Source organism: Prevotella sp. P4-51 (assembly GCF_002251455.1).
Classification (GTDB): Bacteria; Bacteroidota; Bacteroidia; order Bacteroidales; family Bacteroidaceae; genus Prevotella.
Genome location: NZ_NPJM01000066.1, coordinates 88,879 through 110,363, shown reverse-complemented (window position 1 = coordinate 110,363; position 21,485 = coordinate 88,879). Strand labels below are relative to the sequence as shown.

The window sequence follows — 21,485 nt, the reverse complement described above, 5'->3', positions numbered from 1 at the left end:
CCTCCCTATCCCTCCCCAAGGGGAGGGTATCAAAGGGGGGATGGGTGTTGTTGATGAAAAAAGGTGATACAGCTTATGGATTTCAGGATGCTTCTCCCTGCCTTTATCCCATATTGAAGGCCTTTGCCAAGGAGAACCGCCGCCACTTGACTCCGTGTGAATCCTTGCTGTGGAACTATCTGAGAAGAACCAGAAGCTGTGGTTACCATTTTCGCCGGCAGCATATCATAGGCGATTACATTGTCGATTTTGCCTGTGTTGAGAAGAAACTTGTAATTGAAATAGCTGGCGCTTACCATGCAGAGCCGCGCCAGGCGGCCGATGACAGTTTGCGGAGCGAATGGCTCGAGCAGAGAGGTTATGAGGTAATACGCTTTTCCAATAAACAGGTACTCCAGGAAATCGAGAATGTGCTAAGAGAGATAGACAATAGAATAAAAAACAAATAAACAGCCTTCATTTTCTACTCCCTCCCCTTGGGGAAGGTCGGGGTGGGGCTAATATAAGATTATGGCTAATTATTATACAGACCATCCAGAGATCGCGTTCCACCTGAACCATCCTCTGATGAAGCGCATCGTTGAGCTCAAGGAGCGCGACTATGCAGACAAAGACCAGTTTGCTGACGCCCCCGTCAACTACGAGGACGCCATCGAGAACTACAAGCGCATCCTGGATATCACCGGTGATGTGGCTGCTAACATTATCGAGCCTAACTCTGAGGATGTAGACCTTGAGGGTCCACACCTCGTTGACGGTCGCATGGTGTATGCCAGCAAGACCTTCGAGAACCTCGACGCTACACGTAAGGCCGGACTCTGGGGCATCTCTATGCCTCGTCGCTACAACGGTCTGAACATCCCCAACGTGGTGTTCTCTATGTTGTCAGAGGTTATCTCTGCTGCCGATGCCGGCTTCCAGAACGTATGGAGCCTCCAGAGCTGTATCGACACTCTCTATGAGTTCGGTTCAGAGGAGCAGCGCCAGAAGTATATTCCCCGTATCGCTGCCGGCGAGACCATGTCTATGGACCTCACCGAGCCCGATGCCGGTTCAGACCTCCAGCGCGTGATGCTCAAGGCCACTCAGGACGAGGACGGCACATGGCGCCTGAACGGTGTGAAGCGTTTCATCACCAATGGTGACTCTGATATCCACCTCGTGCTGGCCCGCTCGGAAGAGGGAACCAAGGACGGCCGTGGTCTGTCTATGTTCATCTACGACAAGCGCGACGGTGGTGTCACCGTACGTCATATCGAGCACAAGCTGGGTATCCACGGTTCACCTACCTGTGAGCTCGTGTACAAGAATGCCAAGGCTGAGCTCTGCGGCAGCACCCGTATGGGTCTTATCAAGTATGTGATGGCGCTGATGAACGGTGCCCGTCTCGGTATCGCCGCCCAGTCGGTTGGTGTAGAGCAGGAGGCTTACAACGAGGGTCTTGCCTACGCCAAGGAGCGTGCCCAGTTCGGTCAGAAGATTGTCAACTTCCCCGCCGTATATGACATGCTGTCACGCATGAAGGCCAAACTCGATGCCGGTCGTTCGCTGCTCTATCAGACAGCACGCTATGTAGACATCTACAAGTCGCTCGAAGACATCGCCCGTGAGCGCAAGCTCACCGCCGAGGAGCGTGCAGAGATGAAGAAGTATACCCGTCTGGCCGACGCGTTCACTCCCGTTGCCAAGGGTATGAACTCCGAGTATGCCAACCAGAACGCCTACGATGCCATCAGCATCCACGGTGGTTCGGGCTTCATCATGGAGTACAAGTGTCAGCGCTTGTTCCGCGACGCCCGTATCTTCTCTATCTACGAGGGTACCACCCAGCTGCAGGTTGTGGCTGCTATCCGCTATATCACCAACGGCACCTACCTCGCCATCATGAAGGAGATGCTCGAGGCTGAGGTATGCGACTGCATGAAGCCTCTGCAGGCTCGTGTGGCCAAGATGGTAGAGCAGTATGAGGCTGCCATCAATGCTGTCAAGGACGCCCAGAACCAGGAGGTTCATGACTTCCTCGGCCGTCGTCTCTACGACATGACCGCAGAAATCATCATGTCACTGCTTATCATCGAGGACGCCAGCCGCGCTCCCGAACTCTTCAAGAAGAGTGCCCACGTATATGTGCGCATGGCCGAAGAGAACGTACTGGGCAAGGCTGCTTACATCCAGAACTTCAAAGCAGAGGACCTCGCAGCCTTCCGCGCTGTCGAGACCGAAACAGCAGAGTAATCGGGTTATACATATTAAGTATAGAGGGCGTCACTCCTGTCATGGGAGTGGCGCCCTCGCTCTTTCTATACACCTTATTATATATATAGCAGCAGAGAAAGCCTCCCGAAACCTTTGCATATGTCAATATCTTTTATTAATATTGCAGTAGGTTAATCAACGGATGTTACTAATCAAACCCAATAACAAATGAAACGAATCTTATTGATGTCAGCCGCAGCAATGGCGTCGGCGGCACTGTCGGCGCAGACGGTCAAGACGATGAGCGACTTGAAGCCGGAACAGAAGTCGATGGCTATAAGCCTGAAACTCACCGGCAGACTATCGGCCGAGCCAAAGGGAGACTATCGCCAGATGCGCGACCTGTGTTTCCAAGTGCGTACAATCGACCTTGGCGATGCCCAAAGCACCGAGATTCCCAAGAACGCTTTCCACTCGCGCCACCAACTTCAAAATATCATCCTGCCCAAGGCGTTGAAAACCATCGGAACCCAGGCTTTCTTCGCCTGCGACAAACTGCAGGCTGTCACCATTCCCGCTTCGGTAGATACCATTGGCGCTGCCGCCTTCTCGGGATGCAAGAGCATGACAGAAGTGACCATCGAGGGTGCGCCCGTGATAGGAGAGTATGCTTTCGCGCGTCTGTCGGGACTGACGACGGTGAGGGTAAACTCAATGACGCCGCCCAAGGCTTCGGTGTCTTCTTTCTACGGCATCGTGCCGGGCAGCGTGAAGCTCGTGGTGCCCAAGGGCAGCGAGAAGGCTTATATGAAGGCGGCTGGCTGGAGCTGTTTCTATGCCGAGCCGAGGCTTGCCAGCGAGGTAAGTGACCCTCGGCAGTGTCTCATCCCCATGCCGCAGGAGCTGAGTGTCAAGAAGGGGGCGAAGACCTTCAATGTGCATACAGCATGGCACATCGTGGTGACAGCTGCTGATGACAATGCAAATGCTCTGGACAATGAGAAAGAGCGGGCTCGCGAGATGCTCAGCAACCGTATTGGCAATATAGTGAACAGCCGTCAGCGCGGTGTACGGCTCGTGCTCGGTATCGACCCTACACTTGCCGATGACGAGGCTTACACCATGGTCGTCGACTCTAAGGGCGTGTGCATCAAGGGTAAGACTCCCCGCGGTGTGTTCTGGGGACTGATGACTCTCGACCAGGTTCTGCGCGGCTCGGGCAACAAGGAATGTGTTGACGCCATCCCGCAACTTACCATCAAAGATACGCCCCGTACTCACGTACGCGAGTTGATGGTAGACCCTGCCCGTACGTTCATACCTATAGACGAGCTCAAGGCGTTTGTCCCCGAGATGGCCCGCTATAAGCTCAATGCCATCCACCTGCATTTGGTCGACGACCAGGCTTGGCGCATCGAGATTAAAAAATATCCCCAGCTCACCGAGCAGGCTTCCATGCGCTGGGGACAGGACGACTTGCTGATGCCCTACAAGGGCTATTACACCCAGGAGCAGATGCGCGACTTGGTGGAGTATGCTGCCAAGTATCATGTGGAGATTATACCCGAAATCGAGATGCCTGGCTATGAGGTGGCTGCCATCAGCGTGTTCCCCGAACTTACTTGCCATCAGCGTCAGGTTCCTATCCGCACCACTTGCGGTGTGTCCAACGAGCTGCTGTGCCCCGGCAATGCCTTCACCTATGAGTTTCTGGGCAATGTATTCCAGGAAATAGCCAACATCTTCCCCTCCAAGTATATCCATCTCGGCGGCGACGAGGCTGGCAACCCCGCCCTCGACTGCTGGACCGACTGCCCCAAGTGTCAGGCTCTGAAGAGACAGCTCGGCATTACCACCATCGACCGTTCGGAAAACTGGAAACTGCAGGGCTACCTGTTTGACCGTATCATCGGGCTTCTGCGCGATACCTACAACAAGACTCCCATGTTCTGGTACGAGACCGACTTCAAGAAGATTCAGCCTGGATGTGTCACCTTTGCCTGGCGAGACGGACTCACCGACAAGGCCCTTGAAGCCGCTGTCAATAACAACGCACGCATAATGCTTTGCCCGGGCGAGCACTGCTACTTCGACTATCCCATGGCCAAGGGCGATATGCCGGAGGTAAACTGGGGTATGCCCGTTACATCGCTCGAGGCTACTTACTCTATTGACCCGTCGTGGGGCAGAGACCAGAGCTTCGAGGACAACAACCTCTTTGGTGTTGCTGGAACGCTGTGGAGTGAGTGCATCACTTCGCCCGAACGTATCTACTATCAGGCTTATCCGCGCGCGATTGCTCTTGCCGAGGCTGGATGGACACGCAACAAGCCTTCTTATGGCAACTTCCTCGTGCGTCTGAAACCTACCGCAAAGGATATGATGAGGCGTGGCGTTACTTACTCACTCGAATACTAATGGCGTTACTGTCAGGATAAATCTCTTCACTCTAAACAGCAAAGGGCTGATACTCCTCGCGAGGTATCAGCCCTTTGTGGTTGTCTTTGTTTGGGTTATAAGAGCCATAGCCATAAGCCGAGACAGCCTGTTCGCAGCCAGCATAATTATCATATCCCCTATACCTTATTATATATATATGCCCCTGCCAGCCTGCGGTCATGGCTGGGACGGCGGTCGACGTTGCACTTTTTTCTCACATTATTGATGGAAAGTTGTCCGATGTCGCAAAAAAAGAGTATATTTGCATCAGATAGACAAGTATGACCCATGAGCAGCTCACTGATAGACAGACAGACCGTAGAGAAGATTAAAGATGCGTGCAATATCGTTGATGTAGTTTCCGAATTTGTTACCCTCCACAAGAGTGGGGCCAACTACAAGGGTCTCTGTCCCTTCCACAATGAGCGCACTCCCTCCTTCTTCGTTTCTCCTGCCCGTGGCACTTGCCACTGCTTCGGCTGCGGCAAGGGCGGCAACTCCGTGACCTTTATCATGGAGCATGAGCAGATGACCTATCCCGAAGCTCTGCGCTGGCTTGCAGCCAAGTATCACATCGAGATACAGGAACGCGAGATGACCGACGAGGAACGCAAGCAGCAGAGTGAGCGTGAGTCGATGTTCATCGTCAACGAGTGGGTCGCCAAATACTTCGAGAGCCAGCTCCAGACTGATGGCGAGGGCACTGCCTATGGTCTGGCTTACTTCCGCAGCCGTGGTTTCCGCGACGATATCATCGCCAAGTTCCGTCTGGGCTACGACCTGCAAGACCGCTTTGCGCTCGCCCGTCGTGCCAAGAGCGAAGGCTATCAGGCAGAGTTCCTCCTCAAGACCGGCATCTGCTACAAGACCGACCGTGGCGACCTCATCGACCGATACGCCGGCAGAGTCGTTTTCCCGTGGATTGGACTCAGCGGCAAGGTTGTCGGCTTTACCGCCCGTGTGCTTGACCAGCGTACCAAGGGCGTTGAGAAGAAGTATGTCAACTCGCCCGACTCCGAGGTTTACCACAAAGCCAGTCTGCTCTACGGCATCTACCAGGCCAAGAAGGCCATCGCCAAGCTCGACCGCGTCTATCTCGTCGAGGGTCAGGCCGACGTCATCTCCATGTACCAGGCCGGCATCGAGAACGTGGTCGCCGGTTCGGGCACCGCCCTCAGCTTTGCCCAGATACACATGCTGCACCGTCTCACCTCCAATATCACTCTCATCTATGATGACGACGAGGCCGGACTCCATGCCGCCCTCAAGGGCACCGACATGCTGCTCTCCGAGGGTATGAACCTCAAGGTGCTGCTGCTGCCCGACGGCGAAGACCCCGACAGCTTCGCCCGCAAGCATACGGCTGAAGAGCTCAAGCAGTATATCGAGCAGCACGAGACAGACTTCATCCAGTTCAAGACCAACCTGCTGCTCAAGGATGTCACCGACCCCATTAAGCGCACCGAAGCCATCAACTCTATCGTGAAGAGCATCTCGCTCGTGACCAACCCCATACTCCGCGACACCTACGTGCAGAGCTGCGTGGCGCGCACCGGTGTGGCTGAGGCTACCCTTATCAACACCATGAACCGCTTCATCCGCGAGCAGAAGGAGAGCAAAAACTCTGAAGCCCGCCGTGAGCAGGAAGCGCCTCAGGTGGTCACCCCCACCAATGTGATGGCTGCCCCCGCGTCGTCGGTCTCTCCGCAGGAGAAGGTAGAGCGTATGCTTGCCCAGATGATTGTGCGCGATGGCAGCAAGGTGGCTTTCCGCAATATCCCTGCCGCCGGCGATGCCACCATCGACCTCACCGTGGCGCAGTACATCTACTATGATTTGCAGGCCGACCATCTCGCGCTGTCCAATCCCCTCTACGCCCGCATCCTCGACGACGCCTTCCGGCATAGCGCCGACGAGGGCTTCGACTCCCTCCAATACTTTGTCCACCACTCCGACATTGACATCTGCAAGGTGGCTGCCGAGCTGAGTGTCGACCAGCTGCAGCTCATCAAGAACGAAGAGCCCAAGAAAAAGCTCACCGCTGACGAGGTCAAGGCTCTGCAGCTCGAGGCCGAAGAGCGGCTCCGCGTCGATACCGTCCATCTGCTGCTCGACTTCCGCATGGACTATACCGAGCGTCGCCTGAAGCAGCTTGGCGACGAAATCAATGCGGCGGTCAGCGACCCAGCCCGTATGACCAGCCTGCTCAAGGAGTATGCTGACATACAGAAAGTGCGCAATGCCTATGCACAGAAATTAGGCAATAACGTCATCAGATAAACGCCTATGAGTTACGGTTTTCTTGTCTTTATTCTCTTGGCTTCTATCGTTGGTGCCGTAGTGAGATACTATTATCAGAAATACATTGGTTCCAAGTTGGAGATGTTCAAGCTCGAGAACATCAATGCCCAGACCAATCTCGAGGTGGTCAGCGACACCCTGCGCAAGATGATTTGCACCTACGCCTGGACCAAGGAGGGCGAGTCCAATGTCTGTCATTTCGACTACCAGGGTGCCCACTTCAGTATCGAACTTACCGACAATGACCCTTTCACCCAACTCTCATTATATTACATCCATCTCGTGTCGTTGGAAGACATCAACGTCGTCCGCGCGGTATGCAACAAGTATTCCTCCACCAAGAACCCGTTCAAGGTGGTCTATTCCGTCAATCAGGAACACCACGGTGCCGCTATCCACATCATCTGTAGTCTTCTTCTCAATGAGGTCAACGCCCATGAATTGCTGACGAAGGTCATGGCGCAGATGTTTGAGATGAGGCGGTTGGTCGTGGCCGAAATCGAGAGCGAGACCCAGAAGGCTCGCAGTGTCGATTGCGCCGATTATGAAGTTGCCACAGTCGAGTGGGGTGGAGAGTTGGAACTGCTCCACGAACTCGAGATAGACCGCCAGCCTGCCGTCTTCAGTCACCACGAGGCTGCCGCCCATCCCGTCATCACCCCTCGTGCGCTCCTTGCCACCATGTTTGGCATCACCGACAGCCATATCGACTCGCTTTCCGCCTGGACCAACGACGAAACCCACATCCACATGGGCGAGGACGACGATATTGCCAACTTCCCCCTCTCCGCGTTGCTTATTGCCGATGGCAAGTTCATCCACAGTTGGGTTGGCGTCGAACTTACCTATCATGACGACAGTGGCGATGGCGTCAGTCACAATCTTGGCATCCATCTGGATTCCGAGATGACTACCCCGTCGGTGCTCTATTACCGCGTGACCCTCACGCTGATGCCAGTGTTCGTCCCACCGGTAGTAAGCCCCGTCCTGCTACCCAAACCAGGCGACTGTCATACGTTTGTGGCTGGCTATGAGCTTGTACCCACGAAGCAGCAGACCGACGCCATCAACTACCAGTGGCACGAAGCCCGCGAGAAGTTCAAGTCTGGCGGCGAGAGCCAGCTCACCGCTACCCAGCGGGTGCTTGCCCATTGCGAGCAGCCCGACCTGGCACAGTATATCTACCTGGGTCGCCAGCGTTATCTCGAACGCCGCTTCTTTGATGCCCTCTCCCCGCTCGGTGCAGCCTATGAGCGCTACGCCGCCCGCTACGACCAGATGGGCGCCGACGAGCGTCGCAGCTATTATGAGGTGTGCTATCTCCTTGGCAGTTGTTATTATCATTTGCGCCGTTTCGAGATAGCCCATTTCTATCTCTTCCAGACCCTTTCCATCAACAACCTGATATACACCATGCAGTATGTCAACTGTATGGTGAGCATGGGCAACTGTGATGCCTTGCGCTTCATCGACTCCTCGCTTGCCAATCTGAAGCGCTCGATGGACATGGGCAGCCTCAACAGCAACTGTCTCAACTTCTATTACTTCCTCCAGCGCCGCAAGGTTGAGTTCATGCTCAACGCCCACCGCGTCGACGAGGCCGAGCAGTTGTTGCGCACCATGCTCGACGGCAATCCCAACAGCGACTTTGCCATTGAGCGACTCGCCGAGATACAGAAAGAAAAAGAGAAACTATGACATCGATTATCCTGTGGACGTTGCTTGCCATCGACATTGTTCTGGTGATAATGGCGCTGGTCAAGGTGTTGCTCGAAGAGCTGCAGCCCTTCAAGGCAATGTTCTGGGTGATGACCATCATCTTCGTGCCCATTCTGGGATTGGTGCTTTTCTTCTTTTTCGGCAAGAATCTCCACAAGAAGCGACTCCTCAGCGACCGCACCCATATGCTCATCGCCGAGCGCATCTATGAGGGATTTACCGCCCAGGACGACCTCGTCATCCCAGCCCGCCATGAGCGCGTCATCAACTTCTTTGCCCGCCTTACCCTGGCGTTTCCCTTCAAGAACAATCGCATTGAGATACTCTCCGAGGGCTCCGATTTCTTTCTCAACCTCCTTCACGACATCGGTCAGGCCCAGAGCCATATCCATCTCATTACCTATATCTTCACCGACGATGCCCTGGGCCGTCTCGTTGCCGATGCCCTCATCGACAAGGCCCGCGAGGGTGTCGAAGTGCGCGTCATCTACGACGATGTGGGCAGTTGGGAGACCAGCAACCGTTTCTTCGAGCGTTTGCGTGGTGCCGGTGTCGATGTCGTGTCTTTCATGCCCGTGCGTTTCCCTGCCTTTACCGGCAAGGTCAACTACCGCAACCACCGCAAGATATGCGTCGTCGACGGCAAGGTGGGCTATATCGGCGGCATGAACCTCGCGCTGCGCTATGCCAAGGGCGGTCGTGGTCGCGACTGGTGCGATACCCACCTCCGCGTTTGTGGTGCCGTCGTTTCTTCACTCCAGCGCTCCTTTATCGATGACTGGTATCTCGTAGACCATTCCATTTTGCGCGACGACAAGTACTATCCAGCCCCCACTGTCGAGCCCAACGACTGTCTGGCACAGGTCGTGCTGAGCAGCCCGCTTCTTCCCTGGAACGGACTGATGCAGGGCTATGTCAGCCTCATCTACGAGGCGCGCAAGTATGTCTACATCGAGACGCCCTATTTCATCCCGCCCCAGCCCGTGCTTATGGCGCTTACCACCAAGGCCCTCGCCGGCGTCGATGTCTGCGTGATGCTGCCCGAGCATGCCGACCGCTGGTTTGTCGAGCACGCCGCCCGCTCTTATATAGACCGTGCCCACGATGCCGGAGTCAAGTTCTACCTCTACCAGCCAGGCATCAACCATTCCAAGTTGCTCATCATCGACGATATGGTCTGCTCCTGTGGCTCCACCAATATCGATTTCCGTAGTTTTGAGAACAATTGCGAGTCCAATCTTTTCATCTACGACACCGAGATGGCGCTCCGCATGAAGCATCTGTTCCTTGGCGACCTCGCCCATTGCAGTCCCCTGGACGATAACTACCTTTTCCAGCACCACACTATCCATCAGCGCCTCGCCGACGGCGTAGTGCGTATGTTCTCGCCACTGATGTAGACCCCGTTGCCGCGGTAATCACCGGCAGATGTTGCCTATAGCGTAAAGCGGATAGATGAGGATGTCGTCAAATTCGCCGAAGTTCTCCAGAGATGTACGGATGCCTTTGTCCAGTTGCTTGGCATCCATGAAGATGCGCATGCTCTGCATCGTGCCACGTACTCCGGCTTTTACTTCTATCGGATATATTCTTCCTTTGCGTGAGACTACGTAGTCCACCTCTGCATTGGAGTTCTTTTTCTCCCTGTGCCAGCAATAGAGATTGTCATTCAGGTATGGCGGGCGGCTCTTCACCAGTTCGTCGCCTACAAATACCTCTGCCAGAGCCCCTCGGTTTACGAGTTTGATGTCGTCTGAGACGAGTATGTCCGTCAAGTCGAGTTCGAGAGTCCGTTGCAGCAACCCCGTATCCATAAAGATATATCTTTTGTATTTTTCTTTGGCTTCAGCATACAGCGGCACACCGTTGCTGTCGGTGTGTACCACTGTATAGATGAGTCCCGCCATGCAGAGCATGTCCAACGCTTCCTTCACTACAGGGGTGCGATAGTCGCTGCCCACTTGTGTATATACAAATTTGCCTTGTCCCTGCAGGGCTACCGACCGCAGTACGTCTCTCAGCACGTTGACGGGAAACTTCTCGTGATATTTCTTGAAATCATCCTGATACGAAATCATCAGTTCGCTCAATATCTGCTGACATTTCAGCATGCTTCCAGTCTCCACATAACGGGCCACACACTCGGGCATGCCACCGATGACGAGAAATACCCTAAGGTATTCCAGCGCCTTGGCATGGATGAGCTCGGGTAATGGGTCTTCCGGCGTAGCCTGGACCACCATGTCGGCGAGCGTGCGTTTGTCGAGCGCCCATAAGAACTCCTGGAAACTGAACGAATACATAAACAGCGAGCGTATTCGTCCTACTCCGAATGACGGCAGGTCTCTCAGCGCAAACTCCAACAGCGAACCGGCGGCGATGACATGGAGCAGAGGCATCTTCTCATAGAAGTATCTCAGCCTGTTGATAGCGGCAGGACACGCTTGTATTTCATCGAAAAACAGCAGTGTGTTGCCCTCTTCGATGGGAGTGTCCAGTATCACAGACAGTTGCTGGCAGATTTGCTGCGGACTATATCCCTTTTCAAAGAGGGTATGCAAATCCTGCCTATCGTTCAGGTCTATCTCCACATAATGCTTGAACCGCTCGCCCAGATGGCGCACGGCTGAAGTCTTGCCCACTTGGCGCGCGCCGCGCAGCAGTAGCGGCTTGTGATTTTCGCTTTCGCTCCAATTCTTCAGTTCTCCGTCAATGGCTCTTTCCAAGTATTTCATCTTCTCGTCTTTTTTTGTTTTCGTGATGACTGTTTGCGCGCAGACCTTGACTGTCAGTATGGTACAAATGGCTGTCTCTGCGCCAATCTTTTGCAAAGATAGTGCAAGCCGAACGCCATAAGCTCGCTTAATGGCTGAGGTGCCGCCTATCTTATGCAAAGATACGAACTTTTGCAGAAATAGGCACCTTAAAACCATACTTTTTTGCAAAAATAGGCATCATAGAAACGGCATTTTTTGTAAAAATAGGCACCTTAGAAACCGTGTTTTTTGCAAAAATAGGCACCTAAGGGCGAATTTCCATGCCCTTGGCGATGGTTTTGATGGCCTTTGCGACCGCCGTGGCTTGCTTTGGACGCGCGGAGATGACGCTTGAAAGTATAATAATCGTTAAAGTTAAGCGGCATAAGTGCCATCCTATCCGAAATAGCCGTAACTTAGCCTTGTTATTCACCATTCTAAAGAAAGGATAAGATATGATGACAATCAGACAAGTAGCCCGTTGCCCCATCTGCGGCAACATCGTAGAAGTATTGCATGCCGGCGCCGGCACGCTCGTGTGCTGCGGACAGCCCATGCAGCTGCTCGAAGCCAACACCACCGATGCCGCCCTGGAGAAGCACGTGCCCGTAATCGAGCGCGTCGACGGCGGTTACCGCGTCACCGTGGGCAGCGTCGAGCATCCCATGACCCCCGAGCACTACATCCAGTGGATAGAGCTGCTCACCGATGAGGGCGTATTGCGACGCGAACTCACGCCGACCGACCGTCCCGTCGCCCTCTTCCAGACCACTGCCCACGTTACCGGAGCCCGCGAATACTGCAATCTGCATGGTCTCTGGGCAGCAAAAATGTAAGTTTTGTGCCTTGCACATATCATTTATTGGCGCCACACACCCCTTAATCGGAGTTTTTTGTCTAACTTTGCATTCGTATGAATGTCAAGAGAGGCAGCAACTTGCTTTTGGGCGGATGTGTGGCGCTGCTTGTGGTGCTATGCTGGCTCAGTATCAGTGCGCCGATGCGTTTCGACGCCCAACGCCACCAGCGTGAGCAGGCCGTGATAGGCTGTCTGCTCCAGATACGTGCAGCCCAGGAAGCCTATCATACCGTCCACGGCACCTACGCACCATCTGTCGACTCGCTTGTCGGCGCCCGGCTGCTCACGCCCACTGCCGCCGTCATCCCCCACAGCGGCGGCCGTAAGTTTGAGATACGCACGGCGGTAGCCACCGGTGCCTCGGGAGCAGCCGTCAGCCTCATGGAGTGTGGAGCCACCTACGACGACTACCTCCAGGGGCTCGATCCACAAGAGATAGAGCGCCTCACGCGCGAAGCCAATGACAACGGCAAATTTGCCGGACTGAAAATAGGAGACCTCACAACACCTGACAACAATGCTGGAAACTGGGAATGAAACAATGAAGCAACCGCGGATGACACTCCGCATCAGCGACACGTCGCTCGCCTTTGCCATAGCCGACAAGACGGCAGTCAAGGGCGTGGCTTACGAGACCTATACCGTTAGAAGCGGCATCTCGATAGCAGCTAACCTGCGCGAGGCGTTCCGCCAGTCCCAACTGCTCTCTCACCCTACGGGCAGAGCGCAGGTAATGCTGTCGGCACCCACCATGATTGTACCTGTAGAGGAGTTCGACGAGGCCAAGGCCGAGACCCTCTATCGCTACAGCTTTGCCGCCCAAGCCAATACGGAGGTAATCTGCAGCGTGCTGCCCCAGCTCAATGCCGTCGCCATCATGGCCATCAACCGCGACCTCAAGGCGGTCATCGACGACCATTATGCCGACGTCATCTACATGCCTGTCGAGCAACCCGTGTGGAGCTATATGCACCGTCGCGCCGAGACCCATCTCTGCCGCCGCCTTTATGCCTACTTCCACGATGGCTGTGTGAGCATTTTCGCCTTCGACAAGCACCGTTTCCGCTTCTGCAACACCTACTCTGCCACCCGCGCGCAGGACAGCGTATACTATATGCTCTACGTGTGGCAGCAGTTGCAGATGGATGCCGACAAGGACGAGCTCTACATCGCGGGCGCCCCTGTCGATAGCGACGAGATGATGACCTCTCTGCACCGTTATCTGCGCAAGGCTTACACCATGAGCCCCTCGGCAGAGTTCAACCGTGCACCTATCACCGAAATCAAGGGCATTGCGCTCGATGTAGTTACACTTTATATGCGAGGAAGATGAGAATTATCACAGGAATATATAAGGGACGCCACTTCGATATACCACGTTCGTTCAAGGCGCGACCCACTACAGACTTTGCCAAGGAGAATATCTTCAATGTGCTCAATGGATATATAGACCTCGACGGTGCCATGGCGCTCGACCTCTTTGCCGGCACGGGCAGCATATCGCTCGAGATGCTGTCGCGAGGCTGCTCCCAGGTGGTCAGTGTCGAGGCCGACCGCGACCATGCCAACTTCATCCGCCAGTGCATGACCAAGCTGGGCACCGATGCCAACGTGCTCATCCGCGGCGATGTGTTCAGGTTTATCAAGAGTTGCTGCCAGCAGTTCGACTTCATCTTTGCCGACCCGCCCTATGCCCTTGACAACATCGACACCATCCCCGACCTCATCTTCGAGCACAATCTGCTCAAGCCCGACGGCATCCTCGTCGTTGAGCATGGCAAGGCCAACAATTTTGTGTGCCATCCGCGCTATCTGGAGCATAGAGTCTACGGCAGTGTCAACTTCTCCATCTTCAGATAGTCCCTTCCGCCATCATTCCATCCTATATACAAGGAGCACCACCATCACGGGTAGTGCTCCTTTTTGCTTGGCTGCCGCCGCTGTTTTTCACGCTGCTTTGGCCGTTGTTCCAAGTGGCTGTAGACCAATGATTCGGCGTCGTCGTGACCATCGCTGTCGGCTCGTAACGGAAGAAACGAGGGCTCGTGCCAATTGATACGTGGGCTCGTTTCTTATGTCACGAGCCCACGTGCCTTATGTCACGAGCCAGCCACGACCCTCTCCACGGCGCCGGGAGTGGCTGCGAGTTTTGCCGCCCTGACCAAAAAACTTGCATCCCTTGGTCGGCGTCTCGCCTAAAATGATTACTTTTGTCATCACTATGACTATCGACGAATTTATCTCACGCGTGGAGCAGCAGATGGGCTTCAGCCCCACCGCCGACCAGCATCGGGCTGTCACAGAGATAGCCCGCTTTCTCGCTTTCCGTCACGACCATGCCGTGATGGTGATGCGCGGTTCGGCGGGTACGGGCAAGACCACCCTCACCGCTGCCCTGGTGCGCACGCTCGCCAGTCTCCGGCAGAAGATGGTGCTCCTGGCACCCACCGGGCGAGCCGCCAAGGTGCTGTCTCACTACAGCGGCATGGCAGCCTTCACCATCCACCGCAAGATATACCGCGAGCGCTCCGTGGCAGCGGGGGGCGGCGTCTTCAATCTCAACGACAATCTCCATGCCGATACCCTCTTCGTGGTCGATGAGGCTTCGATGATAGCCAACGAGGGCTTGGGCGAGAGCGTCTTTGGCACGGGCTGTCTGCTCGACGACCTTATCACCTATGTCTATGGCGGGCGCAACTGCCGGCTCATGCTCATCGGCGACACCGCCCAGCTCCCGCCTGTGGGCGAGGAAGAGTCTCCGGCGCTCGCTGCCGAGGTGCTCCAGGGCTATGGACTCTCGGTCTTCCAAGCCGACCTCGACGAGGTGGTAAGACAGGCTGGAGAGAGCGGAATACTCTACAACGCCACCCTGATACGCACCATGATTACCCACGACGCCATGACCCAGTTGCCGCGCATACGTCTGCAGGGTTTTGCCGATGTCAGCGTGGTGCCCGGCAACGAACTCATCGAGGCGCTCAGCCAGAGCTACCAACACGTGGGCGTCGACGACACCATCGTCGTGACCCGCTCCAACAAGACGGCGCGTATCTACAATCTCGGCATACGCTCCACCATCCTCGACCGTGGCGACGACCTGCTCTCCTCGGGCGACAGGCTCATGATAGTCAAGAACCATTATCTCCCGCCAGCCTCTGTCCAGGGCGAAGACCGTCCGCCCTTTGCCTTCATTGCCAATGGCGACTGCTGTCGCGTGGTCAAGGTGCGCCGTCAGCGCGAGATGCATGGTCTCAACTTCGCCGACGTGTGGCTCCATTTCCCCGACTACGACAACTATGAGTACCAGTCTACCGTAGTCCTCGACAGCCTCTCTACCGATGCGCCTGCGCTCACCCGCGAGCAGAGCGACCAGCTCTATCAGCGCGTGCTCGACGACTATGCCGACCTGCCCTGCAAGGCCGACCGCATGGCCGCCATGCGCCAGGACCCTTACTTCACCGCTCTGCAAATCAAGTTTGCCTACGCCGTGACCTGCCACAAAGCCCAGGGCGGACAGTGGGCTCACGTCTACATCGACCAGGGATATATGACCGACGACATGCTTACTCCCGATTATATCCACTGGCTCTATACCGCCTTCACCCGAGCCCGTGAGCGCCTCTTCCTCGTCAACTGGCGCGAGGGGCAGATACAGACATAGCCCGCGCGGTGCGGGCTATGTCGTGAGATTACTTGCGGTCCTTCTCTCTGATTTCCACTCTTCTTATCTTGCCTGAGATGGTCTTGGGCAGCTCGTCTACAAACTCGATGATGCGCGGGTACTTGTACGGCGCGGTCTCGCGCTTCACGTGCTGCTGCAGTTCCTTGATGAGGGCGTCGCCAGCCTTGTCCTTCCAGTCGCGCGCCAGCACCACGGTGGCCTTGACCACCATGCCTCTCACCTCGTCGGGCACTCCGGTGATGGCACACTCCACCACAGCCTCGTGGGTCATCAGTGCGCTCTCTACCTCGAAGGGCCCAATGCGGTAGCCACTCGACTTGATGACATCGTCTATGCGGCCTTCAAACCAGTAGTATCCGTCATCGTCGCGCCATGCCATGTCGCCGGTGTGGTAGAGTCCGTCGTGCCACACCTGGTGGGTCATCTCCTCGTCGCGATAGTAGCACTTGAAGAGTCCATAGGGCTTGTGCTCGCCCACCTTGATGCAGATTTCTCCCTTCTCTCCGTCCTCACACTCCGAGCCGTCGGCCTTGAGCAGACGGATGTCGTATTGCGGGTTGGGCTTGCCCATGCTGCCGGGCTTGGGCGTGTTCCAGGGGAAGGTGCCGAGGGTCATGGTGGTCTCGGTCTGCCCGAAACCCTCCATCATGCGTATGCCGGTGAGTTCGTAGAACTTCTGGAACACTGCAGGTTCGAGCGCCTCGCCCGCGGTGGTACAGTACTTGAGCGAGGAGAGGTCGTAGCGCGTGAAGTCTTCCTGTATCATGAAGCGGTAGATGGTGGGCGGCGCGCAGAACGAGGTGATACGGTATTTCTCTATCTGCCTCATGATTTTCTCGGCAGTGAACTTCTCGTGGTCGTAGACGAAGACCGTGGCGCCGGCAAACCACTGGCCGTAGAGCTTGCCCCACACGGCCTTGCCCCAGCCTGTATCTGCCACGGTGAGGTGTATGCTGTCTGCGTTGAGGTTGTGCCAGAACACACCTGTGGCCAGGTGGCCTAAGGCGTAAAGGTGGTCGTGGGCCACCATCTTGGGCTCGCCGCTGGTGCCGCTGGTAAAGTAGATGAGCAGTGTGTCGTCGTTGGTGTTGACATGCTCTGGGCGCACAAAGGCAGGCGCCTTGTCCCACTCTTCGTTCCAGCTGTGGAAGTCTGTGGGCACGGCTTTGCCCAGTTCGGTGTCAGAGTTTACGGCGACGAGCACCTCGACCGTGGGGCTCTCAGCGAGCGAGGCATGTACCTGCGCGGTCACGTAGTCATCGTTCACGCAGACGATGGCCTTGATGCTTGCCCGGTTGTTGCGATACACGATGTCGTGGGCGGTAAGCATGTGGGTGGCGGGTATCGCCACGGCTCCTATCTTGCTCAGCGCCAGCATGGCGAGCCACCACTGGTAGTGGCGCTTGAGTATTAGCATCACCATGTCGCCCCTTCCTATGCCCAGGCTCTGCAGATAACTCGCTGCCTGGTCGGTCTGCTCCTTGAGCTGGGCAAAGGTAAATCGTTTCTCTTCACCCCGCTCGCTGGTCCAGAGCAGCGCCAGCTTGTCGGGAGCCTCTTCGGCCCATGCGTCCATGACGTCGTAAGCAAAGTTGAAGTCCTCCTTGGCCTTGAACTTCAAGTGCTCCTTAAAGTCTTCCTCTGAAGTGAATGTGGTCTGTGCTAAGAATCTTTCTATCATAATCGTAGCGTTGTTGTTATCCTGGGTGAAAACTTAAAAGATGATGGCGAGAAATCTTACTTTGCTCTCGCCCAGCGTGCGCATGCCGTGGGGCTGTGTCGAGTCGAAGATGATGCTGTCGCCCTCGTGCAGCGTGAGCGTCTTCTTGCCGATGGTGAGCTCCATGTCGCCCTCGAGCACCATGTTGAACTCCTGCCCGGCGTGGGTGTTGGTCTCGATGGGCGTGTCGGCAGGCTTTGGCTCCACGGTGACGATGAATGGGTCGGCCTTTCTGCCTCTGAACCCACTTGCCAATGACTCGTACTGGTAGGCTTTGCGTCTCTCTACGCTCAGTCCTTTGCCTTTGCGGGTGAGGAAGTATGAACTCATGTGCGGTTCTTCACCAAACATGAGCACGTCGAGTGGTATATCATACTTCAAGGCTATCTTCTGCAGATTGCTCACATGCAGCTCGCTCTCGGCGTTCTCCATGGCGAGATATTCGACAGTCGTGATGCCGCAGGTGTTGGCCATTTCCTCTACCGTGATGTCGAGCACGTCTCTCAGCCCTTTCAGGCGTTCACTGATTTGCTTGATTGCTTCGTCCATATTTGTCTTGTTGCTTTGGTTGATATGCTTGTTGATGGTGGGGGTGAGCGATGGGGTGGGGGTGATGGTCGCGGGAGTTGGCGCGAGGTCAGTGGGTGGCGATATAGCCCGCTATCCATGCGCCCACCTCGCGGGTACCGTAGTGCTGGCCACCCTCGACCTGAATGTCGGGCGTGCGCACGTGGGCATCGAGGGCGGCGTCGACGGCGCGGCGTATCAGTGCGCCCTCGGCAGCCAGTCCGAAGTGCTCCATCATCATCGCTGCCGACAGTATCTGTGCCACGGGGTTGGCTATGTCTTTCCCCGCCGCCTGGGGCCATGACCCGTGTACCGGCTCGAATACCGGCGTGTGGATCCCGGTCGACGCCGACGGCAGCAGCCCCATGCTTCCCGATATGCAGCTGCCCTCGTCGGTGAGTATGTCGCCAAAGGTATTCTCGGTGACCATCACGTCGAAGAAGGTGGGCTCTACGAGCATGCGCATCGAGGCGTTGTCTACAAACATGTAGTCGGTCTTGACCTCGGGGTAGAGGCCCTCCATCTCCTTGGCGACCTGTCGCCAGAGTCGGCTCGACGCCAGCACGTTGGCCTTGTCTACTACGGTGAGATGGCGGCGGCGCTTCATGGCGTAGTCGTAGGCCACCCTGAGTATGCGCTCCACCTCCTCGCGCGTGTAGTAATTGGTGTCGTAAGCCTTGTTGTCGTCCTGATATTTCTCGCCGAAGTACATGCCGCCCGTGAGCTCTCGTATGCACACGAAGTCTGCCCCGCTCACTATCTCGTCTTTCAGGGGCGACTTGTGGATGAGCCCTGTGAAAGTCTGCACGGGCCGTATGTTGGCAAAGAGCCCCAGCCGCTTGCGCATGGCGAGCAGCCCCTGCTCCGGGCGTACCCGTGCGGTGGGGTCTTTGTCGAACTTGGGGTCGCCCACGGCGGCGAAGAGCACCGCGTCGGCGTTCATGCACGTGGTGAAGGTTTCTTCGGGGAAGGGGTTGCCCACCCGCTCTATGGCGGCGGCTCCGCAGAGCGCGGGGGTGAAGCTGACGTCGTGGGCAAACCTCTCTGCCACGGCCTTGACCACTGCCACTCCCTGTTCCATAATCTCGGGCCCTATGCCGTCGCCCGCCAATACTGCTATGTTGAGTTTCATATCGCTTGTGATTTTAGTTGTCCTTGTTCTGTTGCTTTCTGCTGTCCTCGTAGGCAGCCACCTTGTCGCGGTTGGCCACGAGGAAGTCTATGTCGTCGAGCCCGTTCATCAGGCAGAACTTCTTGTAGCCGTTGAGATCAAAGTGCTCCTGCTCGCCGGTGGCGAGGTTGGTCACCGACTGGTTTACCACGTCCACTCTTACCATCGTGTCGGCGTCGGAGCGTATCGCGGCGAAGAGGTGGCTGAGGAAGCCGTCGCTCACGACGACCGGCAGCACAAAGTTGTTGAGTTCGTTGTTTTTGTGGATATCGGCAAAGAAGCTGCTGATGACCACCCTGAACCCGTAGTCGGCTATGGCCCACGCCGCGTGCTCCCGGCTCGAGCCCGAACCGAAGTTCTTGCCCGCCACGAGTATCTCGCCCTTGTACTTGGGGTCGTTGAGCACAAAGTCCTTGACCTCGGTGCCGTCCTCGTGGTAGCGCCAGTCGCGGAAGAGCAACTTGCCGAAGCCCTCGCGCGTGGTGGCTTTCAGATAGCGCGCCGGCACAATCTGGTCGGTATCTATATTTTCGAGTTCGATGGGTACGCACGTGCTGGTAATGACATTGAATTTCTGTTTCATCTCCTTGTCGTCTTTATTCATTATGGTCTTTACACCTTATTATATTATATGCGCTCACACGGTCATCAGCTCTCGCGGGTCGGCTATCGTGCCGGTGATGGCAGCCGCAGCCGCTACCAGCGGACTTGCCAGTATCGTGCGTGCTCCACGTCCTTGCCGACCCTCAAAGTTACGGTTGCTGGTCGAGACGGCGTATTTGCCTTCGCCCACGCGGTCGTCGTTCATGGCGAGACAAGCCGAGCACCCCGGTTGGCGTATCTCGAAGCCCGCCTCGCGCAGCGTCACGTCGATGCCCTCGGCCTCTATCTCTCTCATCACGCGCCACGAGCCAGGAACCAGCCACGCCACCACGTCGGGGTGACGCTTGCGGCCCTTGACGATTGAGGCGAAGGCGCGGAAGTCTTCCACCCTGCCGTTGGTGCAGGCTCCGAGGAAGACATAGTCTATCTTGTGACCCAGCAGCCGTTCGCCCGGCGCGAATCCCATGTATCGCAGCGCCTTGGCAAATGATGCCCGGCCCTCGCTCTCGATGCTCTCCAGGGTGGGGATGTGGCCCGTGACGGCGATACCCATACCTGGGTTGGTGCCATAGGTGATGCGCGGCTCTATGCAGGCGGCGTCAAAGTGGTATTCGCGGTCGAAGACGGCATCGTCGTCGCTCTTGAGCGTCTGCCAGTAAGCCACAGCCCTGTCCCAGGCGTCGCCCGTGGGAGCGAAGTCGCGCCCCTTGACATACGCCATCGTCACCTCGTCGGGGGCGACTATTCCGCCGCGCGCCCCCATCTCGATTGACAGGTTGCAGAGCGTCAGCCTGCCCTCCATCGACAGTCTGCGCACCGCCTCGCCGGCGTATTCGACGAAGTAGCCCGTAGCTCCCGAGGTGGTGAGTTGGCTCATGAGATAGAGCGCCCTATCCTTGGCGGTGACGCCCTTGCCCAGACTGCCGTCGATGGTGATGCGCATGGTCTTGGGCTTCTGCTGGAGCACACACTGCGAGGCCATGACCATCTCGACCTCGCTCGTGCCGATGCCGAAAGCCACCGCACCCATGGCGCCATGGGTGCTGGTGTGGGAGTCGCCACACACGATGGTCATACCGGGCAGTGAGAGACCCTTCTCTGGGCCCACCACATGGATGATGCCATTGTCGGGGTGCATCACACCGTAGTAGGGCAGCCCAAACTCAGCCGCATTGCGCTCGAGGGCCTCCACCTGAGTCCGCGATACAGGGTCGGCTATCGGCTTGTCCTGGTCGTGGGTGGGGATGTTGTGGTCGGGCATGCAGTAGATTTGTCCGGGACGGAAGCACTGCAGTCCCCGTCGGCGGAGGCTGTCGAAAGCCTGCGGCGAGGTGACCTCGTGACAGTAGAGTCTGTCGATGTACAGTTGGGTGGGGCCGTCGGCAATCTGCTGTACCACGTGGCTGTCCCAAATCTTGTCAAATAGCGTGTTCATTGTATTCTCTGTATTGAAAGGTTGTGCTCTGGCTACA

General features: G+C 56.3%; 17 protein-coding genes. 11 read left to right on the top strand and 6 right to left on the bottom strand.

Translation table 11 applies throughout. From position 1 onward, the window contains the following. Positions 1 to 53: 53 nt before the first annotated feature. The 6 genes from CIK94_RS12520 to cls all read left to right on the top strand — a co-directional run bounded on the left by CIK94_RS12520 (position 54) and on the right by cls (position 10,055). Positions 54 to 449, top strand: a complete 396-nt coding sequence (locus CIK94_RS12520; RefSeq protein WP_094423228.1) for an endonuclease domain-containing protein — start codon at positions 54 to 56, stop codon at positions 447 to 449. A 61-nt stretch (positions 450 to 510) separates the two neighbouring features. Further along, positions 511 to 2,235 carry an acyl-CoA dehydrogenase family protein gene (locus CIK94_RS12515; RefSeq protein ID WP_094423227.1) on the top strand — a complete coding sequence of 575 codons (1,725 nt, stop codon included), beginning with the start codon at positions 511 to 513 and terminating at the stop codon, positions 2,233 to 2,235. A 189-nt stretch (positions 2,236 to 2,424) separates the two neighbouring features. Then, positions 2,425 to 4,614 carry a family 20 glycosylhydrolase gene (locus CIK94_RS12510; protein WP_094423226.1) on the top strand — a complete coding sequence of 730 codons (2,190 nt, stop codon included), beginning with the start codon at positions 2,425 to 2,427 and terminating at the stop codon, positions 4,612 to 4,614. Positions 4,615 to 4,935: 321 nt separating this feature from the next. Then, positions 4,936 to 6,915 carry a DNA primase gene (gene dnaG, locus CIK94_RS12505; protein ID WP_094423236.1) on the top strand — a complete coding sequence of 660 codons (1,980 nt, stop codon included), beginning with the start codon at positions 4,936 to 4,938 and terminating at the stop codon, positions 6,913 to 6,915. A gap of 6 nt (positions 6,916 to 6,921) precedes the next feature. Then, entirely contained in the window at positions 6,922 to 8,634 is a 1,713-nt protein-coding gene (locus CIK94_RS12500) for a hypothetical protein (protein ID WP_094423225.1), read from the top strand. Further along, positions 8,631 to 10,055, top strand: a complete 1,425-nt coding sequence (gene cls / locus CIK94_RS12495; RefSeq protein WP_094423224.1) for a cardiolipin synthase — start codon at positions 8,631 to 8,633, stop codon at positions 10,053 to 10,055. The genes CIK94_RS12500 and cls overlap by 4 nt, the downstream gene beginning before the upstream one ends. 18 nt (positions 10,056 to 10,073) lie before the next feature. On the opposite strand, the gene CIK94_RS12490 is transcribed toward cls, so the two are convergent. Then, positions 10,074 to 11,390, bottom strand: a complete 1,317-nt coding sequence (locus tag CIK94_RS12490) for an ATP-binding protein (RefSeq protein WP_094423235.1) — start codon at positions 11,388 to 11,390, stop codon at positions 10,074 to 10,076. 476 nt (positions 11,391 to 11,866) lie between these two features. On the opposite strand from CIK94_RS12490, the gene CIK94_RS12485 reads away from it, so the two are divergent. From CIK94_RS12485 to CIK94_RS12465, 5 genes are all read left to right on the top strand, one after another. Continuing rightward, a complete protein-coding gene (locus tag CIK94_RS12485; RefSeq protein ID WP_094423223.1) occupies positions 11,867 to 12,247 on the top strand; it encodes a desulfoferrodoxin in 381 nt (126 codons plus the stop codon). 77 nt (positions 12,248 to 12,324) lie between these two features. Further along, complete coding sequence (locus CIK94_RS12480) at positions 12,325 to 12,807, top strand: hypothetical protein (RefSeq protein ID WP_094423222.1); 483 nt, start codon at positions 12,325 to 12,327, stop codon at positions 12,805 to 12,807. Between the two features lie 4 nt (positions 12,808 to 12,811). After that, positions 12,812 to 13,603 carry a DUF3822 family protein gene (locus CIK94_RS12475; RefSeq protein WP_158214786.1) on the top strand — a complete coding sequence of 264 codons (792 nt, stop codon included), beginning with the start codon at positions 12,812 to 12,814 and terminating at the stop codon, positions 13,601 to 13,603. Beyond that, positions 13,600 to 14,130, top strand: coding sequence for a 16S rRNA (guanine(966)-N(2))-methyltransferase RsmD (rsmD, locus tag CIK94_RS12470; protein ID WP_094384551.1), 531 nt, complete (start codon positions 13,600 to 13,602; stop codon positions 14,128 to 14,130). The genes CIK94_RS12475 and rsmD overlap by 4 nt, the downstream gene beginning before the upstream one ends. Before the next feature lie 361 nt (positions 14,131 to 14,491). Continuing rightward, positions 14,492 to 15,931 carry an ATP-dependent RecD-like DNA helicase gene (locus CIK94_RS12465; RefSeq protein ID WP_094423234.1) on the top strand — a complete coding sequence of 480 codons (1,440 nt, stop codon included), beginning with the start codon at positions 14,492 to 14,494 and terminating at the stop codon, positions 15,929 to 15,931. 28 nt (positions 15,932 to 15,959) lie between these two features. Here CIK94_RS12465 and CIK94_RS12460 read toward each other — a convergent pair whose 3' ends face one another. From CIK94_RS12460 to leuC, 5 genes are all read right to left on the bottom strand, one after another. After that, positions 15,960 to 17,633 carry an AMP-binding protein gene (locus tag CIK94_RS12460; RefSeq protein WP_094423221.1) on the bottom strand — a complete coding sequence of 558 codons (1,674 nt, stop codon included), beginning with the start codon at positions 17,631 to 17,633 and terminating at the stop codon, positions 15,960 to 15,962. A 33-nt stretch (positions 17,634 to 17,666) separates the two neighbouring features. Further along, positions 17,667 to 18,221 (bottom strand): helix-turn-helix domain-containing protein, encoded by a 555-nt coding sequence (locus tag CIK94_RS12455; protein WP_094384573.1) that lies wholly within the window; start codon positions 18,219 to 18,221, stop codon positions 17,667 to 17,669. An 88-nt stretch (positions 18,222 to 18,309) separates the two neighbouring features. Next, on the bottom strand, positions 18,310 to 19,371 hold the full coding sequence (gene leuB, locus CIK94_RS12450; RefSeq protein ID WP_094384575.1) for a 3-isopropylmalate dehydrogenase: 1,062 nt from the start codon (positions 19,369 to 19,371) through the stop codon (positions 18,310 to 18,312). A gap of 13 nt (positions 19,372 to 19,384) precedes the next feature. Continuing rightward, the gene (gene leuD, locus CIK94_RS12445) at positions 19,385 to 19,993 is read right to left on the bottom strand and encodes a 3-isopropylmalate dehydratase small subunit (protein ID WP_094423233.1); all 609 of its coding nucleotides are present in this window, start codon (positions 19,991 to 19,993) and stop codon (positions 19,385 to 19,387) included. Positions 19,994 to 20,047: 54 nt separating this feature from the next. Further along, a complete protein-coding gene (gene leuC / locus CIK94_RS12440) occupies positions 20,048 to 21,448 on the bottom strand; it encodes a 3-isopropylmalate dehydratase large subunit (RefSeq protein WP_094423220.1) in 1,401 nt (466 codons plus the stop codon). Between the last annotated feature and the right edge of the window lie 37 nt (positions 21,449 to 21,485).